Source organism: Pseudomonas sp. CMR5c, assembly GCF_003850545.1.
GTDB classification, from domain to species: Bacteria; Pseudomonadota; Gammaproteobacteria; order Pseudomonadales; family Pseudomonadaceae; genus Aquipseudomonas; species Aquipseudomonas piscis.
In genome coordinates this window covers 3,499,741-3,520,217 of the sequence record NZ_CP027705.1, presented here as the reverse complement: position 1 = coordinate 3,520,217, position 20,477 = coordinate 3,499,741, and the positions used below count along the sequence as shown (strand labels likewise).

At 64.4% G+C, this 20,477-nt stretch carries 17 protein-coding genes and 1 pseudogene; 6 read left to right on the top strand and 12 right to left on the bottom strand.

Features of this window, described 5'->3' with window-relative positions; translation table 11 throughout:
* The 11 genes and pseudogenes from C4K40_RS16145 to C4K40_RS16095 form a co-directional block, all read right to left on the bottom strand.
* Positions 1-1,137, bottom strand: a complete 1,137-nt coding sequence (locus tag C4K40_RS16145) for a glycosyltransferase family 2 protein (protein WP_053130176.1) — start codon at positions 1,135-1,137, stop codon at positions 1-3.
* A complete protein-coding gene (locus C4K40_RS16140; protein WP_053130173.1) occupies positions 1,130-2,095 on the bottom strand; it encodes a glycosyltransferase family 2 protein in 966 nt (321 codons plus the stop codon). The genes C4K40_RS16145 and C4K40_RS16140 overlap by 8 nt, the downstream gene beginning before the upstream one ends.
* Positions 2,096-2,202: 107 nt before the next feature.
* Positions 2,203-3,552, bottom strand: a complete 1,350-nt coding sequence (locus C4K40_RS16135; protein WP_022644542.1) for an O-antigen ligase — start codon at positions 3,550-3,552, stop codon at positions 2,203-2,205.
* A pseudogene (locus C4K40_RS16130) lies at positions 3,549-4,648 on the bottom strand (glycosyltransferase family 4 protein). The gene C4K40_RS16135 and the pseudogene C4K40_RS16130 overlap by 4 nt, the downstream one beginning before the upstream one ends.
* 11 nt (positions 4,649-4,659) lie before the next feature.
* The gene (locus C4K40_RS16125; RefSeq protein ID WP_022644539.1) at positions 4,660-6,252 is read right to left on the bottom strand and encodes a lipopolysaccharide biosynthesis protein; all 1,593 of its coding nucleotides are present in this window, start codon (positions 6,250-6,252) and stop codon (positions 4,660-4,662) included.
* A gap of 10 nt (positions 6,253-6,262) precedes the next feature.
* Entirely contained in the window at positions 6,263-7,282 is a 1,020-nt protein-coding gene (locus C4K40_RS16120) for a polysaccharide biosynthesis/export family protein (protein WP_022644538.1), read from the bottom strand.
* Positions 7,283-7,304: 22 nt separating this feature from the next.
* On the bottom strand, positions 7,305-7,949 hold the full coding sequence (locus tag C4K40_RS16115; RefSeq protein WP_022644537.1) for a CpsD/CapB family tyrosine-protein kinase: 645 nt from the start codon (positions 7,947-7,949) through the stop codon (positions 7,305-7,307).
* 1 nt (position 7,950) lies between these two features.
* Positions 7,951-8,697 (bottom strand): sugar transferase, encoded by a 747-nt coding sequence (locus tag C4K40_RS16110; RefSeq protein ID WP_031321723.1) that lies wholly within the window; start codon positions 8,695-8,697, stop codon positions 7,951-7,953.
* Positions 8,698-8,752: 55 nt separating this feature from the next.
* On the bottom strand, positions 8,753-9,769 hold the full coding sequence (locus C4K40_RS16105; protein ID WP_022644535.1) for an NAD-dependent epimerase: 1,017 nt from the start codon (positions 9,767-9,769) through the stop codon (positions 8,753-8,755).
* Positions 9,766-11,118, bottom strand: coding sequence for a UDP-glucose/GDP-mannose dehydrogenase family protein (locus C4K40_RS16100; protein ID WP_031321722.1), 1,353 nt, complete (start codon positions 11,116-11,118; stop codon positions 9,766-9,768). Before C4K40_RS16100 ends, C4K40_RS16105 begins: the two co-directional genes overlap by 4 nt.
* A 191-nt stretch (positions 11,119-11,309) precedes the next feature.
* Positions 11,310-11,672, bottom strand: coding sequence for a hypothetical protein (locus tag C4K40_RS16095; RefSeq protein WP_124421323.1), 363 nt, complete (start codon positions 11,670-11,672; stop codon positions 11,310-11,312).
* Positions 11,673-11,771: 99 nt separating this feature from the next.
* On the opposite strand from C4K40_RS16095, the gene C4K40_RS16090 reads away from it, so the two are divergent.
* Positions 11,772-13,073 carry an OprD family porin gene (locus tag C4K40_RS16090; protein ID WP_022644532.1) on the top strand — a complete coding sequence of 434 codons (1,302 nt, stop codon included), beginning with the start codon at positions 11,772-11,774 and terminating at the stop codon, positions 13,071-13,073.
* 152 nt (positions 13,074-13,225) lie between these two features.
* Here C4K40_RS16090 and C4K40_RS16085 read toward each other — a convergent pair whose 3' ends face one another.
* Complete coding sequence (locus C4K40_RS16085) at positions 13,226-14,164, bottom strand: carbohydrate kinase (RefSeq protein ID WP_053131367.1); 939 nt, start codon at positions 14,162-14,164, stop codon at positions 13,226-13,228.
* Positions 14,165-14,413: 249 nt separating this feature from the next.
* On the opposite strand from C4K40_RS16085, the gene C4K40_RS16080 reads away from it, so the two are divergent.
* The 5 genes from C4K40_RS16080 (at position 14,414) to C4K40_RS16060 (ending at position 20,476) form a co-directional block, all read left to right on the top strand.
* Positions 14,414-15,427: an AraC family transcriptional regulator gene (locus tag C4K40_RS16080; protein ID WP_053130170.1), complete on the top strand. Its 1,014-nt coding sequence runs from the start codon at positions 14,414-14,416 to the stop codon at positions 15,425-15,427.
* A 265-nt stretch (positions 15,428-15,692) separates the two neighbouring features.
* The gene (locus C4K40_RS16075) at positions 15,693-17,357 is read left to right on the top strand and encodes an AMP-binding protein (RefSeq protein ID WP_053130167.1); all 1,665 of its coding nucleotides are present in this window, start codon (positions 15,693-15,695) and stop codon (positions 17,355-17,357) included.
* 14 nt (positions 17,358-17,371) lie between these two features.
* Positions 17,372-18,133, top strand: coding sequence for an SDR family NAD(P)-dependent oxidoreductase (locus C4K40_RS16070; RefSeq protein WP_053130164.1), 762 nt, complete (start codon positions 17,372-17,374; stop codon positions 18,131-18,133).
* A 12-nt stretch (positions 18,134-18,145) separates the two neighbouring features.
* On the top strand, positions 18,146-19,336 hold the full coding sequence (locus tag C4K40_RS16065; RefSeq protein WP_053130161.1) for an acetyl-CoA C-acyltransferase: 1,191 nt from the start codon (positions 18,146-18,148) through the stop codon (positions 19,334-19,336).
* A gap of 12 nt (positions 19,337-19,348) precedes the next feature.
* Positions 19,349-20,476, top strand: a complete 1,128-nt coding sequence (locus C4K40_RS16060) for an acyl-CoA dehydrogenase (protein ID WP_022644528.1) — start codon at positions 19,349-19,351, stop codon at positions 20,474-20,476.
* Position 20,477: the final 1 nt, after the last annotated feature.

Here is a 20,477-nt window from a genome sequence, read left to right as displayed (position 1 = left end):
TCAGCGATTCTGTTGTGGGTTCCACAGGGCATAGCGCTGCCCGCGGAGAAATTGCCAGAGGCCCATGCTCATGCCGGCCAGGGTCACCAGGACGAAACCGGCCAGGCGAAACACCTTGGGCAAGCGTCCGCTGCGGTCCAGAAGACCCATCACGCCGGCGCCGTAGCCCAGCAACTGGGCGATGAGGCACAGGCTGTAGAAGGCCCCGGCATTCCACAGCAGCAAGTTGGCCAGCAGCAGCGGCAGCAACAGGACCGGAGCCAGGCGGCGGATCAGCTTGTGACTGATCAGGGCGATGGCATAGGCGCCATGGCGCCAGGGATTCATCAGTTGCCGACGCTGGGCCAGGCTCTGCAGGCCGCCCACCGTGACTCGCAGGCGCCGGCGGTACTGCTTGCCGGCCTCGTCCACGCCCTGGTCCAGGACCTGGGCTTCTTCCACATAGACGATGCGCTTGCCCGCCACCGGGGCGCAGGTGCTGATGAAGAAGTCATCGTTGACCTCGGCCGGAATGCTCTGGAACAGCTCCCGGCGCAGGGCCAGCAACGCGCCGTCGGCGGATACCATGCAGCCGGTGCGGTTCTCCGCCTGGCGTACCCAGGCTTCATAGTGGCGGTACAGGCTGTCGCCCAGGCTCAGGTTATGCCCGGGCCGCGGGATGATCATGTGCCCGCCGCACGCACCGACCTGCGGATCGCCCAGGGGCGCCAGGAGCTTGCCCAGGGTATCGGTGGACCATTGGTTGTCGGCGTCGGTGAACACCAGGATGTCGTTGCGGGCCAACTCCACGGCGGCGTTCAGGGCCCCGGCCTTGCCCACCCTGGGCAGGTCCAGGACCACGATCCGCGGGTCGCGCACGGCCAGGGCAATGGCTACGGTATCGTCGCTGGAGCCATCGCTGGCGAGGATGATCTGCAAGTCAGGAGCCGGATAGTCCTGGAGCAGCAGGGTACGCAGCTTGTGCTCGATGTGCGGGCCTTCGTTGTGGGCGGCGATGATCACGCTGACCGACAGTGGCTGGCCGGACAGCTCAGGCCTTGGCCGCACGAAGCGGCTGAGCAGGGCCAGCAGCAGCGGGTAGCCGATCCAGGCGTAGATGGGCAGCAGCAGGCAGAGCCAGAAAAGAGTCTTAGCCACGGTCGGGCCTCATGACGCAACGGTTGAACAGACCCTGCACCAGGGCCAGGGCCCCCAGGTGCAGGCGAACCCAGTGCAGCAACCAGAGCTGCAGGACGAACAGCGGATCGCGCTGGCGCAGGCCCTGGCGCAGGGCCAGAACCAGCGGCGCCAGCGCGCCCGCAGCCAGGTACAGCAGGGCGCTGTCGGCCCGGCCCAGGAGCAGGGCGCCCAGCGCCAGCAGGCTGAGCAGCGCGCAAGCCAGGCACAGCAGGGGGAAGCGCAGCAGGCGCGGGCTTGCTCCGCCAGCCTTGAGCAATTGCACATGGCTGCCCTGGCGCCAGCGTTCCTTGGCGGCCCATTCGCGCCAGCTGCCCTCGAAGCCCCAATGCAGCACCTGGGGCCGGGGCAGGCTCAGTTGCCGGGCGCCGGCGGCGTGCAGGCGCAGGCCGAAGTCCTTGTCCTCACCGGTGCGCAGTTGCTCGTCGAAACCGCCGACGCGCTCGAACCACGCCCGCTCCAGGCACAGGTTGGGGCTGGGCATCCAGTGCAGCAGGCGGGCCTGGGTCCCGGCGGCTAGGCTGCGTCGCTGCCAGGCTCGGGCGAACCACGGCGCGCTGCTGGGGGCGGCGCAATCCAGGGCGAAGACTTCGGCGGTCCGTTGTCCCTGGGCCAGTTGCCAGAGTTGCAGCCAATCCTCGGGCACCTCGATGTCGGCATCGAGGAATGCCAGGCTGTCGCCGCTGGCGACCGCGGCCCCGCGGTTGCGCAGGGCGCCGATGCTCAGGCCCGGGCACAGCAGTACCCGCGCGCCCATTTCGCGAGCCTGTTGCGGGCCCTGGTCGATGGAGCCGTTGTCGACCACGATCAGTTCGCAGTCGACACCCGCCACCCGGGCCGCGCGCAGCACGCTGTCCAGGGTCCGGCCTATGTGCCGGGCCTCGTTGTACATGGGCACGATCACGCTGATCCTGTGCATCTTTGCCTCCCTTGGCCGGATTGGGTTGAAGTCACGCTCGCATTGCCGGCGAGCTTGGCGAACGCCGCTGCCCGGGGGCCTGCGGCGCTCAGGCCCGCGGTAGCCGCTCATCGGCTGTCCTCGGCTTGTCGGCGCAGCACGCTGGACAGGGCGAGGAAGATCCACAGGTACTTGTGGTTCGGTGCACTGAGAAACAGCAGGAACACCGCCAGCGCCAACAGGCTCAGACCCAGGTGGGTGGCGATGTCGGCCTGTTCCCGGGCGCCCCGGGCGAGGAATGCCTGGCGCGCGCGCTCGAAGTTGCGCAGGCCCATGAGCATCAGCGCGACGAAGCTCAGGCCCGCGGGAATTCCCAGCTCGCTGAACAGTTCCAGGTAGGTGTTGTGCGCCCGGCGATACAGGTCGGGCTCGTTGAGGTTCTCCGAGAAGCCGCTGGCGAAGCCGGTCTGCGCATAGTGCACGGGGAAGGTGCCCAGGCCCGAACCCAGCAGCGGGTTGTCGCGGATCATCTGCCCGCCCACGACCAGGTAGGAGGTGCGCCGGCCCAGGGAGGTGTCCTCGGAATGGGCACCGGACTTGAGCATGCTCAGGGACTTGATCCGCGCCACGTAGTCCGCTGGCAAGGCGGCGATGCCCAGGGGCACGACGATCGCCACGGCGAACATGGCGAACCCCAGGTGCTTGGGTCGCAGGCCCTTGAGCCGGTCGCGGTAGTGCCAGGCACCGATGGCGATGGTGAACAGCACTACCAGCAATCCGGAGCGCGAGTCGGTCTTGGTCATGCCGGCCATGAGGGTCAGGCCGATGGCGATCCAGAACAGCCGTAGCGGCCACCAGGGCGCGCGCAGGGCCAGGAGGATCGCCGGCGGCACGGCCATGGCGATCAGCAGGGCGAAGTAGTTGGCGTCCTGCAGCAGGCCGATGGCCCGGCCTCCCACCTGGTACTTGGCCGAGACCAGCGCGATCACGCAAGTGATGGCTACGCTCACCGCCAGCAAGCGGCAGAGCATCAGCAGGTTGGTCTCCCGGGCGATCAGCAAGGTGACGAAGAACAGCACCAGGCCCACCGCCAGCTCTCGCAGGCTGTCCAGGGATACGGCCAGGTTCTCGCTGTACATGAGGCTCAACAGCAGGCACAGCAGGAAGGGGCCCAGGGCTCGCCACAGATTGCTGCCCAGGCGGGTATCGGGAATGTGCCGCAACAGCAACTTGAACAGCATGATCAGGATCAGCGAGGCGCCCAGCAGCTTGGCCCCGGAAAAGGCGCTGTCCTTGAACAGGCCTTCGAACGGCACCAGGGCGCAAATGCCCAGCAGCCCCCAGCCCGGACGCCGATACAGCACGGCCAGGCCCGCGAGGCCGACCACCACCAGGGGGGCCAGGAATGGCCAGGGGCTGGCCAGCAGGGCCAGGGCGGCCAGGCCCAGGAACAGGCCTAGAACAGGGGCGGCGATCATGCTGGGTCGGCCTCCCTGGCCAGGCGATACAGCTCGTCCCAGCTACGGGCCAGGGTCGGCAGGTGGTAATGCTCGCGCTGGGTAGCGCGTGCGGCCTCGGCCAGGGTCTGCGCCAGGGCCGGATCGTCCAGCAGCTCGCCGATGCACCGGGCCAGCTCGGCACTGTTCAGGGGGGGGCCAAGAGGCCGTTGTGCCGGTGCTGCAGGACATCGGGAATACCGCCCACGGCGAACGCCGCGACTGGCGTGCCGGCTTGCATGGCTTCGAGCAGGATCATCGGCGTGCCTTCGGTGCGCGAGCTGATCACCAGGACATTGAGGCGTCGCAGCCAGGGCTGCATGTCTTGCTGGTAACCCGGCAACAGGATGCGCAGCGACAGGCCTTCGGCGTCGATGCGCTGGCGCAGGGCCTGGTTCTGCTCGCCGTCACCCAGCAGTACCGCCTTGAGCTGCGGGCGTTGCCGGCACAGGGCGACCAGGGCGTCGAGGAATAGATCCGGGCCTTTTTCCTCACTCAGGCGGCCGACGAAACCCACCAGGGGCTCCATTTCGTCCCGGCGCACCTGGGGTTCGCCCGAGGGCGGGCCCTCGTAGTTGGTGGTGCGGGGCGGGAGCGGCTGCGGCAGGCCGTTGGCAATCACTTGCAGCTTGTCTGGCGCCACCCCGGCCGCCAGATGCAGGCGCGCGATGCTCTGGGCGACGCAGGCCACGCGACGTACCTGGCGGCTGCGGCACAGGCGCAGGCTGGTCCAGGTATAGAGCTTCTGCTTCAGGCTCCTGGGCGTGAAGCCATGCTGGGTCAGGACCAATGGCAAGCGCAGGCGCCGGGCACAGATCCAGGCGAACACCTGGGCCTTGAAATTGTGCGCGTTGAGCAGCCCGGGTTGCTGGCGCAGGTGCACCAGCAAAGCCTTGAGGTCGCGACAGTTGTGGCAGCTCACGCCGGCTTCGGTGAAGCGCTGCAACAGCGCCGGCGGGGCGTCGAGGAACACCACCCGGTGCTGCCCGGGGGTGACCAGGCAGTGATCGAGCAACATGCGTTCGGCACCGTAGAAACCGCCGCTGTGGATCAGGTGCACGATGGGTTGCGCGGCCATGTTCAGGTTGCTCACTGCTTGGCCCAATGCCAGGCCCAACGCCAGGTCCAGCGCGGGTAGGGGTTGACCTGGGGTTGTTCGATCGCATTGAGCACCATCAGCACTGGCAGGCCGAGGTGGTCGTTGACCTGGGCCGGATGCTTGAAGCGATGGTCGAAGAACTCGTAGACATAACCCAGGGCGATGGCCAGCAGCAGGCCGGTGAGCAGACCCAGGGGAATGATCAGCATCGGTTTGGGAAAGGCCGCTTCGCTAGGTTCGTAGGGCTGGCTGAGCACCCGGGCGTTGGACAGCTCGCCGCTGATCAGGCGTTCGCCGCGGCTTTCTTCATAGCGCTGGGTATAGGTGAAGAACGCCTTGTGCAGGGCGTCGATCTCGGTATCCAGTTGGCGCAGCTTGCTCAGCACCTCCTGCAAGTCACGTACACGGGCCTTGTAGTCGTTGATGCGGGTGGTCTTCTGGGCGATCACCGATTGGGTGATCTGCAACTCGCTGCTGCGTTCGCGAACGCGATTCTCCACCACCTTGAGGAACTGCGCCCGGGCCCGCACGATCTGCTCGCGCTGTTGCTGCATCGGTACGCTGTCGGCGCGGTAGGTATCGGCGGTGACGCCGTACTGGCCCACCAGGTTGGTCAGTTGCTCGCCCAGTTGCTTGATCTCGCGATCCTCGTACGCCACGTTGTCCACGGTGTTGGCGAAGGCGAAGGGGAAGGTGTAGTCGGTCAAGCCGGCCTTGCGCGCGGCGGCGAGGCTCTTTTGCAAGTAGTCGAGACGACGCTGGTTCTCCAGGGCCTGGTCGCGATAGCCGTTGAGCGATTGCTCCTCGGTGTTGATGGCGTTCAGGCGGAAGGTGATTTCCTCCTTGGGGTCGGAGGCGTGGGCCGCTTCCAGCAGTGCCTGGCGCTTGCCTTCCAGGTCATCCAGGCGTGACTGGTACTGGGCCTTCTTCTGTTCATAGAAGGCTTCGGGCAGTTCGTTGGATTGCAGGTCCTGGCGGTTCTTCAGGTAGTTGGCCAAGAGGCGTTCGACGAAGCGCGTGCCTTCGGCCGCGGACGGGCTGCTGTAGACGATGGAGATCACGTTGGAGCCGGGCAGGGTGCCGATTTTCAGGTCCTTGACCGCCTGGTTGGTGAAGGCGTCCAGGCTGGTATCGCGCACCGGGTCCACCGCGAGACCGAAGAAGCCGCGCACCGGGTTGATCACATGATTGCGCAGTGGATTGATCACGCCATCGCGCAGGGGGTTGAACAGCAATCTGGCGAGCAACCCCTCGTTGCCGCCGAACAGGCCCTCGTCGCGCAACTGGCCGATGGTGTCGCGGATCAGGGTCGGCGAACGCAGGATGTTGCTCTCGGTCTCCATGTCCGCCAGCGATGGCGGGATGAATTTGTCGTTGTCCGGAGTGAGCACGGTGTTGGCATCGGTCTGCGACAGCTTTTTGGACTGCACTATGACTTCCGCGGTGATCTCGAAGCTCTGCTTGAGCACCAGCGGCAAGAGCAGCGCCAGGAGGGCGAAGCCCAGGAATACCCGCTTGATCAGGCGCCGATTGACGAAGAACACGAGGAGGAACTCGTGCAGGTAGTTTTCGATCTTGGTCATCGAGGCGAACTCAGTTGTTATTCGATTCTTTGTTGTCGACGCGGTAGCCGAAGCTGAAGCCGACACCCTGGAACATGATCACGTCGGCCAGTTGCTTGCTCAGTGCACCGGCCTTGGCCAGGCGGGTCTTGGGCACGTAGAGCATGTCGTCCGGCTGCAGGTAGGCGAATTGCAGCGCCTTGCCGTCCAGCGCGGCGTCGGCGTCGTAGACCCGGGCCTCCACCTGGTTGCCCTTGCGCCGCATGATCACCACCGAGTCGAGGCGTGCGGTGGGGCCTGCGCCCTTGGCCAGGGTCAGGGCCTCGAGCACCGAGATCGGCCGGCGTACCGGGTAGGCGCCCGGCTGGCCGACTTCGCCCATGACGAACACCTCGTTGGCGGCGGTGGTCTTGAGCAGCACGTCGACGCTGACTTGTCCCACCTCCTTGGCGTAGCGCTGGTTGATCAGGCTCTGCAGCTCGCTCAGGCTCTTGCCCTGCAGCGACAGGCTGCCCAGCAGCGGGAAGCTCGCACGGCCATCGGAGCCGACCACGATCTCGCGGCTCAGGCCGGTGGCCGGGTTGGTTAGGCTGGTACGCAGGTTGTCCAGCTGGGCCATGGCGTGGGAGATCGAGAAGGTGATCTGCGGTTTCTTCAGCACCTTGGCGTACTGTGCTTGCAGGGCCTGGCGCGCCTGCTCGGCGGACAACCCGGCGACCTGGATGTTGCCGATATAGGGCATGTCGATGCTGCCGTCGGGCAGCACCAGCTTGTTGCCCCCCAGTTCCGGGGCGGAGAGGAAGCTGATGTCCACCTGGTCGCCCGGTTGCACCAGGTAGCGCTGCTGGCTGGTGGTGCCGATATGGAATATCACGTCCAGCACGTCCTGGGGCCGCAGCACCTGTTCGATGGGCATGACCTCGGTGAGCTGCGCCTGGTCGGCCGGGGCGCTGAGGATCTGCACCGGCATTTGTTGCGGCTCGCGGTTGACGCAGCCGCCCAGGGCCAGCAACAGCGACAGGCTCAGCAGGGAAAGTCTTGGCTTGTTCATGGTTACACGGTCCTTGTGCCGGTCAGAGGCGGTCGTAAACCCACTTGGGCATGTAGTACTTGCGGGCGTTGAACACGCTGCCGATCAGCTTCGCCTCGGCCTGGATCAAGCGTTGCGCAGCGGCCTGGGCCACTTCCCAGCGGGTTTCCTCGCTGCGCACCACCAGCACCACGCCATCGACCTGGGTGCTCAAGGTGAGGATGTCGCCGCTGCTGTACACCGGGTCGCCATCGACGATCACGAAGCGGTACTGGCCGACCAGGGTGTGCAGGAGCTCGCGCAACTGCTCGGCGGTCAGCCGCTCGCTGTATTGCTGGCGCCGGCCCAGGGGCAGCAGGTCGAAGTCCAGTTCCGCGCTGGACTGGATGCATTCGCCCAGCGCGGGCGGGGTTTCGGCCAGGGCCAGGTCGAGAAACCCCGGACACTGTTCCAGGCCCAGGCGCCGGGTCAGGCTGTCATCCGAAAGGCTGGTATCGACCAGCAGTACCCGGCCGCGGCTGGTACGCGCCAGTTCGCTGGCCATGCTCAGGCAACTGCTGGTCACGCCGCTGTTGCGGTTGGCCGCGGTGAGCAGGATCACCTGCAGCTCCTGGTCGAGCACGGTCACTGCCAGGTTGCTTTCACTGGGACGCTGGATCTTCAGACTGGCAAGGTTTGCTGCCGCCATTTCAACTTGCTCCGTGGCCATTGAGGACCTTGAAAGGGGTTTTCATCAGGATCTTCAGGTCGAGCCAGGGGCTCTGCTGGAAGATGTAGGTCATGTCGAGGGTTACCCGACCGTCGAAGTCCACGTCGCTGCGCCCGGATACCTGCCACAGGCCGGTGATCCCCGGGTAGATGCTCAAGCGTCCCAGGTGGTGCTCCTTGTAGGTCTGGGCGTGGAACGAGGTGGGGCGCGGGCCGACGATGCGCATCTGGCCGAGCACCACGTTGATCAGGTTCGGCAGTTCGTCGAGGCTGGTACGACGCAGGAAACCGCCGATCCCGGTGATCCGTGGATCGCGGTCGATCTTGAAGTCCACCGAGTCCGGGCCGTGCTTGTTCAAGTGGCGCACCGAGTCCTTGAGGGCCTCGGCGTTGACCACCATGGTGCGGAACTTGTACATGCCGAACCGCCGACCGCGAAAGCCGGTGCGCAACTGCACGAAGAACACCGGGCCGGGGCTGGTGAACTTGATCAGCAAGGCCACTACCAGCAGCAGCGGCGACAACAGCACCAGCAACAGCGCGGCCAGCGATGCCGAGGTCAGGCGCTTGGTGCGCGACAGGGTCCAGGGGCGTCCACCTTGGCGGCCGCTGAGCCAGCCATGGTGTTGCAGGTCGATGGCGGCCTGGACCTTGCGCCGGAACGGGTCGTTGCGCCGGTCTATGGGCGAGGGGGCGGCGCTGGCGGGCGACGAGACAGGTCTTTCCATATCCACCGGGAATACTTCCATTGCAAAGGTTCGGAAAAAGCGTGGGAATCGCTGTTCAGTTGCTGCTGCGGTAGTAGCCCAGGTACCACTGGACGAAGCTTCGCAGGCCATCCTCCAGGGGAACCTGGGGGCCGAAGCCGGTGAGATTCTCCAGGGCGCTGACGTCCGCGTAGGTGTTGAGCACGTCGCCCGGTTGCAGGGGCAGGTATTCCACCTGGGCTGTGCGGCCGAGCAGTTTCTCCAGGGTCGTCACGTACTCCTTGAGCTGTACCGGGCGCTGGCCGCCGATATTGAACAGGCGCCAGGGCGCCATGCTGGTGGAAGGGTCCGGTTGCTCGCGGTCCCATAGCGGGTCGCGTGCCGGTGGTTTGCCCAGCAGGCGTACCAGGGACTCGACGATGTCGTCGATATAGGTGAAGTCGCGCTGGTGCATCCCGTAGTTGAACAGCTTCAGCGGGCGCCCCTGGCTGATGGCGTCGGCGAACAGGATCGGCGACATGTCCGGCCGGCCCCAGGGGCCATAGACGGTGAAGAAGCGCAGGCCGGTGGCCGGTACGCCGAACAGGTGGGCGTAGCTGTGGGCCATCAGCTCATTGGCTTTTTTGCTGGCCGCGTACAGCGACAGTGGATGATCGACGTTGTCGCTGACCTTGTAGGGCGTCTGCTGGTTGGCGCCGTACACCGAGCTGGACGAGGCGTAGATCAGGTGCTGCACCGGGTAGCGCCGGCACATTTCCAGCAGGTTGAGGAACCCGCCGAGGTTGCTGTCCAGGTAGGCCTTGGGATTTTCCAGGGAGTAACGCACCCCGGCCTGGGCGGCGAGGTTGATCACCACCTGCGGGCGGACTTCGGCGAATAGCCGATCCAGGCCCGAGCTGTCGGCCAGGTCCAGGCGTTGCAGGGGAAAATGCCCCACCTGGCGTTCCACCCAGCGCACTCGATCGTGCTTGAGCTGGGGGTCGTAGTAGTCGTTGAAATTATCCAGCCCGGTGACCTGGTGCCCATCCTTGAGCAAACGCAGTGCGGTATGGGCGCCGATGAATCCGGCGGCCCCGGTGATCAGGATATTCATGCGCAAAGTGCCCCCGGTACGCGATAGGGCAGGCCGATGCTCAGGTAATGCAGCCCGGCATCCGCTGCCTGTTGCGGGTTGTAGAGGTTGCGCCCATCGACGATCAGGCGGTCCTTGAGGGTCTCGCGCAGCAGCTTGAAGTCCACCACGCGAAAGGCTTTCCACTCGGTACAGATCACCAGCGCATCGGCACCCTGCAGGGTGTCGTCGCGGGTCGCGCACAGCTGCAGGTCATCGCGATAGCCGTACAGGCGCCGGCATTCGGTCATGGCCTCGGGGTCGAAGGCATGGACCTTGGCCCCGGCCTGCCACAGCGCTTCCATCAGGTAGCGGCTGGTGGCTTCGCGCATGTCATCGGTATTGGGTTTGAACGCCAGGCCCCACAAGGCGATGACCTTGCCCTGCAGGTTGTCCCCCAGGTGCGCCTTGAGCTTGCGGAACAGCACATGGCGCTGCTCTTCGTTGACGTCGCGCACGGTCTTGAGCATGTGCGGTTCCAGGCCGTGGCTCTGGGCCGTGTGGATCAAGGCGCGCAGGTCCTTGGGAAAGCACGAGCCGCCAAAACCGGCGCCGGGGTAGATGAAGTGGTAGCCAATGCGCGGATCGGCGCCGATGCCCTTGCGCACGGCGTTGATGTCGACCCCGAGACGCTCGGCCAGGTTGGCCATTTCGTTCATGAAGCTGATGCGGGTGGCGAGCATCGCGTTGGCCGCGTACTTGACCAGCTCGGCACTGCGGTTGTCCATGAACATCAGGCGATCGTGGTTGTGGTTGAACGGGGCGTACAGCTCGCTCAGTTGGTGGCGCGGCAGTTCGTGGGCGCAACCGATGATGATCCGGTCCGGGCGCATGCAATCGGCTACCGCCGAGCCTTCCTTGAGGAACTCCGGGTTGGACACCACATGCACCTGCAAGTGGGACTTGCCCAGGTCCGCCAGTTGCTCGGCGACGGTTTCGACCACCAGGTCGGCGGTGCCCACCGGAACCGTGGACTTGACCACCAGGGTCTTGTCGCTGGACATCAGGCTGGCAATTTCCCGTGCCACCGCCAGGACGTGGTCCAGGTCGGCGGAGCCGTCTTCGTTGGAGGGGGTGCCGACCGCGATGAAGATCACTTGCCCATGGCTCACGGCATCGCCGGGACGGGTGGTGAAATGCAGTCGGCCAGCCTTCTGATTCTCTTCGATCAGGGTCGCGAGACCCGGCTCGTGAATCGGAGGAATGGAACGTTGCAGTTGGGCGATCTTGTGGCTGTCTATATCGACACAGACCACGTTATGCCCGACATCGGCCAGGGCGACGGCTTGTACCAGACCGACGTAGCCAGTACCAAAAACGCTGACTTCCAAGGGAACGACCTCGTCCATGATGAGTGTGTGGCGAGGGGATGCCTCACCTTCTGAAAAAAGCGTATGGCACATAGCCTTCATCGCGCGCTTTTTTTGACACTACCATATGGTTAAGACGTTTAATTGACGTTTTCTGGCGTTGCATAAATGACGCAGCGGTTTATCTAGATTTTAGATAGTAAAAAATCCTTTTAAAACAATAAGATAAATACATTCATTATGATCATAATGAAAAACGTCAAATACTTGTTATTTCTTACAAAAAGGCCAAAAAAACCGACGAACGGTATTTTTTTACCGAACAAAAATGATGCTTTTTTGCCATTAACTGCTACCGATAGCTTGTCGAGGAGTATTTTTTGAGCATGTGGACAGCTTTTTTTGACTCGGCTTTCGTCTGGCAGAAAATGTCGAAAATGATCATGTTTTTCTGAATGCGCATGGTCCTGCAGCGGCGCCACGGGGGTTGGAAAATAGTCGGAGACAGACTGGGGAGTCAGACTAAAGTCGGGTAGGGGGTTGGCAGGCGATCTGCCATCATTGCCGGTCTTCATTGATTCAATCAATTCAGTCGGCGCTACTTAATTCGCCGAGTGGATTTCCCCTGGGTCTTTCTTTACCTCGCGTCACTGATTTTCTGCTGGAGCCTGTTCATGCGTCCCCCTTTCCCTCTACTCAATCCGTGCCCGCTCCTGGGCCTCGGAGCCGCCTTCCTGTGCTCGGGTTTTACCCTGCAGGCGCAAGCCGCCGGTTTTCTCGAGGACAGTAGCGCCAAGCTCGAGTCGCGCACGGTCTACTTCAATCGGGACTTCCGTGATGGCCACACCAAGACCGCGCAGGGCGCATCCAAGCGCGAGGAGTCGGCCCAGGGCTTCATTTTCAACCTGCAATCGGGCTACACCGAAGGTACAGTGGGCTTTGGCCTCGATGCCCTGGGCATGTTGGGTATCAAGCTCGACTCCAGCCCGGATCGCAGCAATAGCGGCCTGCTGCCCTCCAGTGGGCATGATCCACGAGGCTCGGCCGACCAGTACGCCAAGCTTGGCCTGACCGCCAAGGTGCGCATGTCCCAGACCGTGTTCAAATACGGCGCGCAATTGCCGGACCTGCCGCTGCTCAAGTACAACGACGGGCGCCTGCTGCCCACCATGTTCAATGGCGCGGTATTGACCTCCAAGGAGGTCAAGGACCTGACCTTCACCGCAGCCCGCCTGAATCGCTACACCGCCCGGGATTCCACCGATTCCCAGGACATTCGCGTGCATTGCAAGAACAAGCGCTATGCCTGCAACACCACGGCGGATCACTTCGACACCTACGGCCTGGACTACAAGTTCAGCGACCGCCTCAGCGGCCAGTACCATTACGCCGAACTCGAGGATATCTATCGCCAGCACTTCATCGGCCTGGTGGCCAACCAGCCCCTGGGGCCCGGGGTGCTCAAGGGTGACTTGCGCCTGATCAAGAGTGACGACAGCGGCAGCGCCCGTGCCGGCAGCATCGATCACCGGGCCCTGAGCACCATGCTCAGCTACGGCCTGGGCGGACATGTGTTCAGTGCGGGTTGGCAGCGCATGTATGGCGATAACTCGATGCCGTACCTGGATGGCAGCAACCCGTACCTGGTGAACTACGTCCAGGTCAACGACTTCGCCGCGATCCAGGAACGCTCCTGGCAATTGCGCTACGACTACGACTTCAAGGCGGTGGGCATCAATGGCCTGAGCTTCCTGACTCGCTATGTCAGCGGCGACAACATCAAGGTCCCGGGCAGCCTGCGTGAAGGTCGTGAATGGGAACGCGACAGCGAGCTCAAGTACGTGGTGCAAAGCGGCACGTTCAAGGACGTCAGCCTGCGCCTGCGCAACGCCACCTATCGTAGCAACTACCAGAAGATCGCCCGCGACATGGATGAAACCCGCCTGATCGTCAGCTACAACTTCTCGATCTTCTGATCCTCTGCCGCAGGCTCCGGGAGCCCGCGGCTTGTAGCCGCTGTCGAACCCGTGGCGAGGCTGCGCGAAGGCCCGCAGGGTCTTGCCTCGATCTACTGCGGGCAGGAGCAGCATCTGCCACGCAGCCCGTGGCAGCAGCTACAGGGAGCGGTTCAGGTCAACTGGTGGCGGTACGGCAGGTCCGGCCCGGTACGGGTGCAGGTCAGGGCCGCGGCGTTGACGGCGAAGCGCAGCAGGGCGTCGATCTGCTCGCGCTCCAGCTGCTCAAGACCCAGGGGCGAGTCCAGTCCTTGCTCGGTCAGCCAGGTGATCAACGCTGCCTGGAAGGTATCGCCGGCGCCCACGGTGTCGGCCACCTGCACTTTGGGCGTCGCGACCGACCAGTGGCCATGCCGCTGGCTGAAGACCGTCGCGCCCTGGCTGCCACGGGTCAGGAACACCAGCTTGGCGCTGCCTTGCAGCCAACCGCGGATCAGCACTTCGGGTGCCTGCCCGGGGTACAGCTGCTCGAGGTCTTCGTCGCTGACCTTGATCAGGTCGGCCTGTCCGGCCAGTTCATCGATGCGCTGGCGCCATAGCTGGATGTCCGGTTGCGGGCCAAGCCGCACATTGGGGTCGAGGCTGATCAGGCGCCGGCCCCGCTCGCGCCTTGCCAGTGCCAACAAGGTGTCGGCAATCGGTTGTACCACCAGGGAGTAGGAGCCGATGTGCAACCCGCGCACCTGTTCGTCCAGCTCTGGTAGATGTTCGACCAGGAGCTGGCGATCGGCACATCCTTCGCCGCGAAAGCTGTAGTGGGGAGAGCCGTCGGCGCCCACGGCCACCATGGCCAGGGTGCTGGGGGCGTCGAATTCCTGCAGGTAGCCAGTGTCCACGCCTTCGTCGTCCAGCACCTGTCGTAGGCGTTGGCCCAGGTAGTCCCGGGATAACCCCGCCAGCAATGCCACATCGACGCCCAGGCGGCGCAGGCCCACCGCCACGTTGAATGGCGAGCCACCGGCGATCGCCTGGAAGGCCACCTTGTTGGCCGGGGCTCCGGCCTCGTCCGCGCTGAAGAAGTCGAACAGCGCTTCACCACACACCAGATACATAGTCATTCGCTCTGCAAGGGGTTGCCAGTTGCTGTCCATGGACTTGCGCAGCGGTTGGCGGGCCGCCCGGGCGCCAGGCGCCGGGTGGTGCATGATAGAGCGAGCGTCGTGGGGTTTTCGATCCTTCATTGCCTGTGGATCAGCTATCGGCAGCCAGCACGAGCTTATAGCCCAAGGTCCACTGGCTTTTTGCGCTTCACTGCCTAAGATGGCCGTCCTGGTCCCTTGCGTTGGAAATCTCTGTTCACGATGTCGGAAAAAGACACCATCTCCTTGCAACTGGTGCGCGAAGCGCTGTTGCAAAGCTGCGCTCCGGGCGCCGCCACCGATGAAGTACTGCACAAGGTCGGCATCGATCCGGCCGGCTTGCAACAGGGCACCGGTCGGGTGCCAGCCAGCGCCTATGCGCGGCTCTGGCGCTTGCTGGCCAGGAGGCTGGACGATGAATTCTTCGGCATGGACCCGCGCAAGCTCAAGTCCGGCAGCCTGGCATTTCTCTGTCGTTCGGCCATGGCCCAGCCGACCCTGGCCCAGGGCCTGGATTCGGTGCTGGGATTCCTGTCGCTGATGCTCGAACACCTGCCGGCGCAACTGGTGCGCCAGCAGAGCCTGGCGGAGATCGTGTTGCTGGAGGAGGTGCCTTCGCGCCGGGCCTTCACCTATTTCACTTACTGGATGATCGTCCATGGGGTGGCTTGCTGGCTGGCCGGACGGCGAATCCCGATCCTGGCCATCGAGCTGCGCTGCCCGCAGCCGGACTTTTGCGACGACTATCGGGTGATGTTCTCCGACAACCTGCGCTTCGACCGGCCGCGCACGCGGATGATCATCGCCGCCGATTGCCTGGACCTGCCGATCAAGCGCAGCGACGAGGAGCTCAAGCGCTTCCTCGGTCATGCCCCGGCCAATATCCTGGTCAAGTACCGCGACCCGCAGAGCCTGGCCAGCCGTATCAAGCAACAGCTGCGGCAGTTGCCGGGGGAGCAGTGGCCGGAAGCCGAGAGCCTGGCCCAGAGCCTGTGCATTTCCGCCTCGACGCTGCGCCGGCGCCTGGCCGAGGAGGGGCAGAGCTACCAGGCCCTCAAGGATGGGGTACGCAAGGAGCTGGCCATCGTCTGGCTGGCCGAGCCGCAGATCAGCTTCGCCGAGATCGCCGAGCGCCTGGGATTTGCCGATACCAGTTCGTTCTACAAGGCGTTTCGCAAGTGGTCCGGCTCCAATCCCGGGCACTATCGCAGCCTGATCCTCAACGTGCCGGCCTGACCCTTGGCCAAACCGGTCACGCAACTTGACAGCTTTGACCATTGTCCGGCCAGGGCCCTGGCGCCAGTATTTCGTTGATTCTGATGAGGTTCCCCCTATCAGGCCGTTGAAAAACTGCCTGCGTTGCCATCGCTGCGTTAAAAACAGGCTCAAAATGCTCATTTACCACGCGTAAACTGCGCTTTTTCGCCTGCTTTGCCTGGCGCTGGCTGCCTCGTCGACGTTTTTCAACGGCCTGCTATAAGAACAACGAGGGCTTCTGGCAATGCGCGATTACCTGTCCGCCACCGCAAACTTCAACTACCAGCACACCGTCGATGCCACCCTCGCCGGGTCGCTGCAGGCGCTCAATGCCTGCGTCGAGTGTTGTGACCGGCATGCATTGCCCGGTCGCATCGCATTGTTCTGGGAGGGCAAGGACGGCAGCAGCGCCAGCTACACCTTCACCGATCTGCAAGACAAGGCCGGGCGCCTGGCCAACTTCCTCCTGGCCCAGGGCGTAGGCAGGGGCGACAAGGTCGCAGGCCTTTTGCCGCGCAATGTCGAGCTGTTGATCACGGTCCTGGCCACCTGGCGCATTGGCGCGGTGTACCAACCGCTGTTCACCGCCTTCGGGCCCAAGGCCATCGAACATCGGCTCAGCAGCTCCGAAGCCAAGGTGGTGGTGACTGACGCAGTCAACCGCCCCAAGCTCGCCGAGATCGCCAACTGCCCGACCCTGGTCACCGTGGCTGGCGCCAAGGGGCAGGGCATCGTGCGTGGCGACTTCAGTTTCTGGGCCGAGCTGGAGCGATATCCGGCCCGTTGCGAACCGGTGCTGCTCACTGGCGAAGACCCCTTCCTGCTGATGTTCACCTCGGGCACCACCGGACCGTCCAAGGCGCTGCAAGTGCCGCTCAAGGCCATGGTCGCGTTCCAGAGCTATACCCGCGATGCGGTGGACCTGCGACCTGAAGATGCGTTCTGGAACGTCGCCGACCCGGGCTGGGCCTATGGCATCTATTTCGGCATCACCGGTCCGCTGGGCCTGGGTCATCCGATCACCTTCTACGACGGCCCCTTCACCCTAGAAAGTACCTGCCGGGTGATCAACAAGTACGGCATCACCAACCTCACCGGATCCCCCACTGCCTATCGGCTGCTGATCGCCGGTGGTGATCAGTTCGCCCGTTCGATCAAGGGCCGCTTGCGCATTGTCAGCAGTGCCGGCGAGCCGCTGAACCCGGAAGTGATCCGCTGGTTCGCCGAGCACCTTGAGGTGGTGATCCACGACCACTACGGCCAGACCGAACTGGGCATGGTGCTGTGCAACCACCACGCCCTGGAGCATCCAGTGCATGTCGGCGCCGCCGGTTTCGCCTCGCCGGGCCATCGCATCGTGGTACTCGACGAAGAGTACCGCGAGCTGGGGGCCGGCCAGCCGGGAATCCTCGCCATTGACCGCCGGCAGTCGCCGATGTGCTGGTTCGCCGGCTACTCCGGGGCACCGACCAAGGCCTTCGTCGGCGATTACTACCTGAGTGGCGATACCGTCGAGCTGAACCCGAACGGCAGCATCAGCTTCGTCGGGCGCAGCGACGATGTCATTACCACCTCCGGTTACCGAGTCGGCCCGTTCGATGTGGAAAGCGCCCTGGTGGAGCATCCGGCGTTGGTCGAGGCGGCAGTGGTGGGCAAGCCCGATCCTGAGCGCACCGAGGTGATCAAGGCTTTTGTGGTGCTGGGTGAACGTTACCGCGCCACCCCGGAATTGGCCGAGGAGCTGCGCCAGCATGTGCGCAAGCGCCTGGCCGCCCATTCCTATCCGAGGGAAATCGAGTTCGTCAGCGAATTGCCCAAGACCCCCAGTGGCAAATTGCAGCGCTTTATCTTGCGCAACCAGGAAATCGCCAAGGCTCAAGAGGCCGCGGCGGCAACAGTCAACGCGTAAACAGGATTTGAACGATGCAGATTCAGAACAAGGTTTTTCTCGTCAGTGGTGGCGCCTCGGGCCTCGGTGCGGCCAGCGCTGAAATGCTCGTGGCCGCTGGCGCCAGGGTGATGCTGGTGGACCTCAATGCCGAGGCCGTGGCGGCCAAGGCGCAGCAATTGGGATGCCAGAGCGTGGTCGCCGACATCAGTCAGGAGGCAGCAGCCGAAGCGGCGGTCCAGGCGACGGTCCAGGCCTTCGGCGGGCTCCATGGCCTGGTCAGCTGTGCCGGCATCGTGCGGGGCGAGAAGATCCTCGGCAAGAACGGTCCCCATGCCCTGGCGAGCTTCGCCCAGGTGATCAACGTCAACCTGATCGGCAGTTTCAACCTGATGCGCCTGGCGGCCGCGGCCATCGCCGAAGGCCAGGCCGATGCCGAAGGCGAGCGCGGGGTGATCATCAATACCGCTTCCGTCGCTGCCTTCGACGGGCAGATCGGCCAAGCCGCCTACGCCGCTTCCAAGGGCGCCGTGGCCAGCCTGACCCTGCCGGCGGCCCGCGAGCTGGCGCGCTTCGGTATCCGGGTGATGACCATTGCCCCGGGCATTTTCGAAACACCGATGATGGCCGGCATGAGCGACGAGGTCCGGGCCTCCCTGGCCGCTGGCGTGCCATTCCCACCGCGCCTGGGCAAACCTGCCGAGTACGCCGCGCTGGTACGGCATATCATTGAAAACAGCATGCTCAACGGCGAGGTGATCCGTCTCGACGGCGCCTTGCGCATGGCCGCCAAGTAAGGAGGACTCATCATGTCCATTGCCCAAGATCCGATTGTCATCGTCAGCGCCGTACGTACCCCCATGGGGGGCTTCCAGGGCGAATTGAAAGGCCTCAGCGCGCCACAACTGGGTGCCGAGGCCATTCGCGCCGCCGTGCAGCGGGCCGGGGTCGCCGCCGACAGCGTTGAAGAAGTGCTGTTCGGTTGCGTGCTGTCCGCCGGCCTCGGCCAGGCTCCGGCGCGCCAGGCGGCCCTGGGAGCCGGCCTGGACAAAGGCACCCGGTGCACAACCCTGAACAAGATGTGCGGCTCGGGCATGGAGGCCACCATCCTGGCCCACGACATGCTGCTGGCCGGCAGTGCCGAGGTGGTGATCGCCGGCGGCATGGAGAGCATGTCCAACGCCCCGTACCTGCTGGACCGCGCTCGGGCCGGCTACCGCATGGGCCATGGCAAGGTGCTGGACCACATGTTCCTCGATGGCCTGGAAGACGCCTACGACAAGGGCCGGCTGATGGGCACCTTCGCCGAGGACTGCGCCGAGGCCAACGGTTTTACCCGCCAGGTCCAGGACGAGTTCGCCATAGCGTCGCTGACCCGTGCCCAGCGAGCGATCAAGGATGGCCTGTTCAAGGATGAGATCGTTCCCCTGCAAGTGACCATCGGCAAGGAGTCCCGGCTGATCAGCGATGACGAGCAGCCGCCCAAGGCCAAGCTGGACAAGATCGCCAGCCTCAAGCCGGCGTTCCGTGAAGGTGGCAGCGTGACGGCCGCCAACTCCAGCTCGATTTCCGACGGCGCCGCGGCGCTGCTGCTGATGCGCCGTTCCGAAGCGCAGAAGCGCGGGCTCAAGCCACTGGCGGTGATCCATGGCCATGCGGCCTTCGCCGATACCCCGGGCCTGTTCCCGGTGGCTCCGGTCGGTGCTATCGAGCGCCTGATGAAGAAGACCGGCTGGTCCCTGGACCAAGTGGATCTGTTCGAGATCAACGAGGCTTTCGCCGTGGTCAGCCTGGTGACCATGAGCAAGCTGGAAATCCCCCATGACAAGGTCAACGTGCACGGCGGTGCTTGTGCCCTGGGCCATCCGATCGGCGCCTCTGGCGCACGGATCCTGGTGACCCTGCTCTCGGCCCTGCGCCAGAAGGGCCTCAAGCGTGGCGTGGCCGCGATCTGCATCGGCGGTGGCGAAGCCACGGCCATGGCCATCGAATGCCTGTAACGAGGACCTGCCATGTTGCCCAATGACGAACAACAACAGATCAGCGATGCGGCCCGGCTATTCGCCCAGGAGCGTCTCAAGCCTTTTTCCGCTGACTGGGACCGCGAGCATCGCTTTCCCAGGGAAGCCATCGCCGAGATGGCCGAGATGGGCTTCTTCGGCATGCTGGTGCCAGAGCAGTGGGGCGGTTGCGACACCGGTTACCTGGCCTATGCCATGGCCCTGGAGGAAGTCGCCGCCGGCGATGGCGCCTGTTCCACCATCATGAGCGTGCACAACTCGGTGGGTTGCGTGCCGATCCTCAAGTTTGGCAATGATGACCAGAAGGAGCGCTTCCTCAAGCCCCTGGCCAGCGGCAGCATGCTCGGGGCCTTCGCCCTGACCGAACCCCAGGCCGGCTCCGATGCCAGCAGCCTGAAGACCCGGGCCCGCCGCGACGGCGACCACTATGTGCTCAACGGCTGCAAGCAGTTCATCACCTCGGGGCAGAACGCCGGGGTGGTGATCGTCTTCGCGGTCACCGATCCGGCGGCGGGCAAGCGCGGTATCAGCGCGTTCATCGTGCCCACCGACGCGCCGGGCTATAAGGTCGCGCGGATCGAGGACAAGCTCGGCCAGCACGCTTCCGACACCTGCCAGATCCTCTTCGAAGACGTGAAGGTACCGGTGGCCAACCGCCTGGGGGCGGAGGGCGAGGGCTACAAGATCGCCCTGGCCAACCTCGAAGGCGGCCGGGTCGGTATCGCTTCGCAGTCGGTGGGCATGGCCCGCGCCGCGTTCGAGGCGGCGCGCGACTACGCCCGCGAGCGCGAGACCTTCGGCCAGCCGATCATCGAGCACCAAGCCGTGGCTTTCCGCCTGGCGGACATGGCCACCCAGATCGCCGTGGCGCGGCAGATGGTGCATTACGCCGCCGCGCTGCGCGACAGCGGCAAGCCGGCCCTGGTGGAGGCCTCGATGGCCAAGCTGTTCGCCTCGGAGATGGCCGAGAAGGTCTGTTCCGCGGCCTTGCAAACCCTGGGCGGCTATGGCTATTTGAGCGACTTCCCGCTGGAGCGGATCTACCGTGACGTACGGATCTGCCAGATCTATGAAGGCACCAGCGACATTCAGCGCATGGTCATTTCGCGCAATCTCTGAC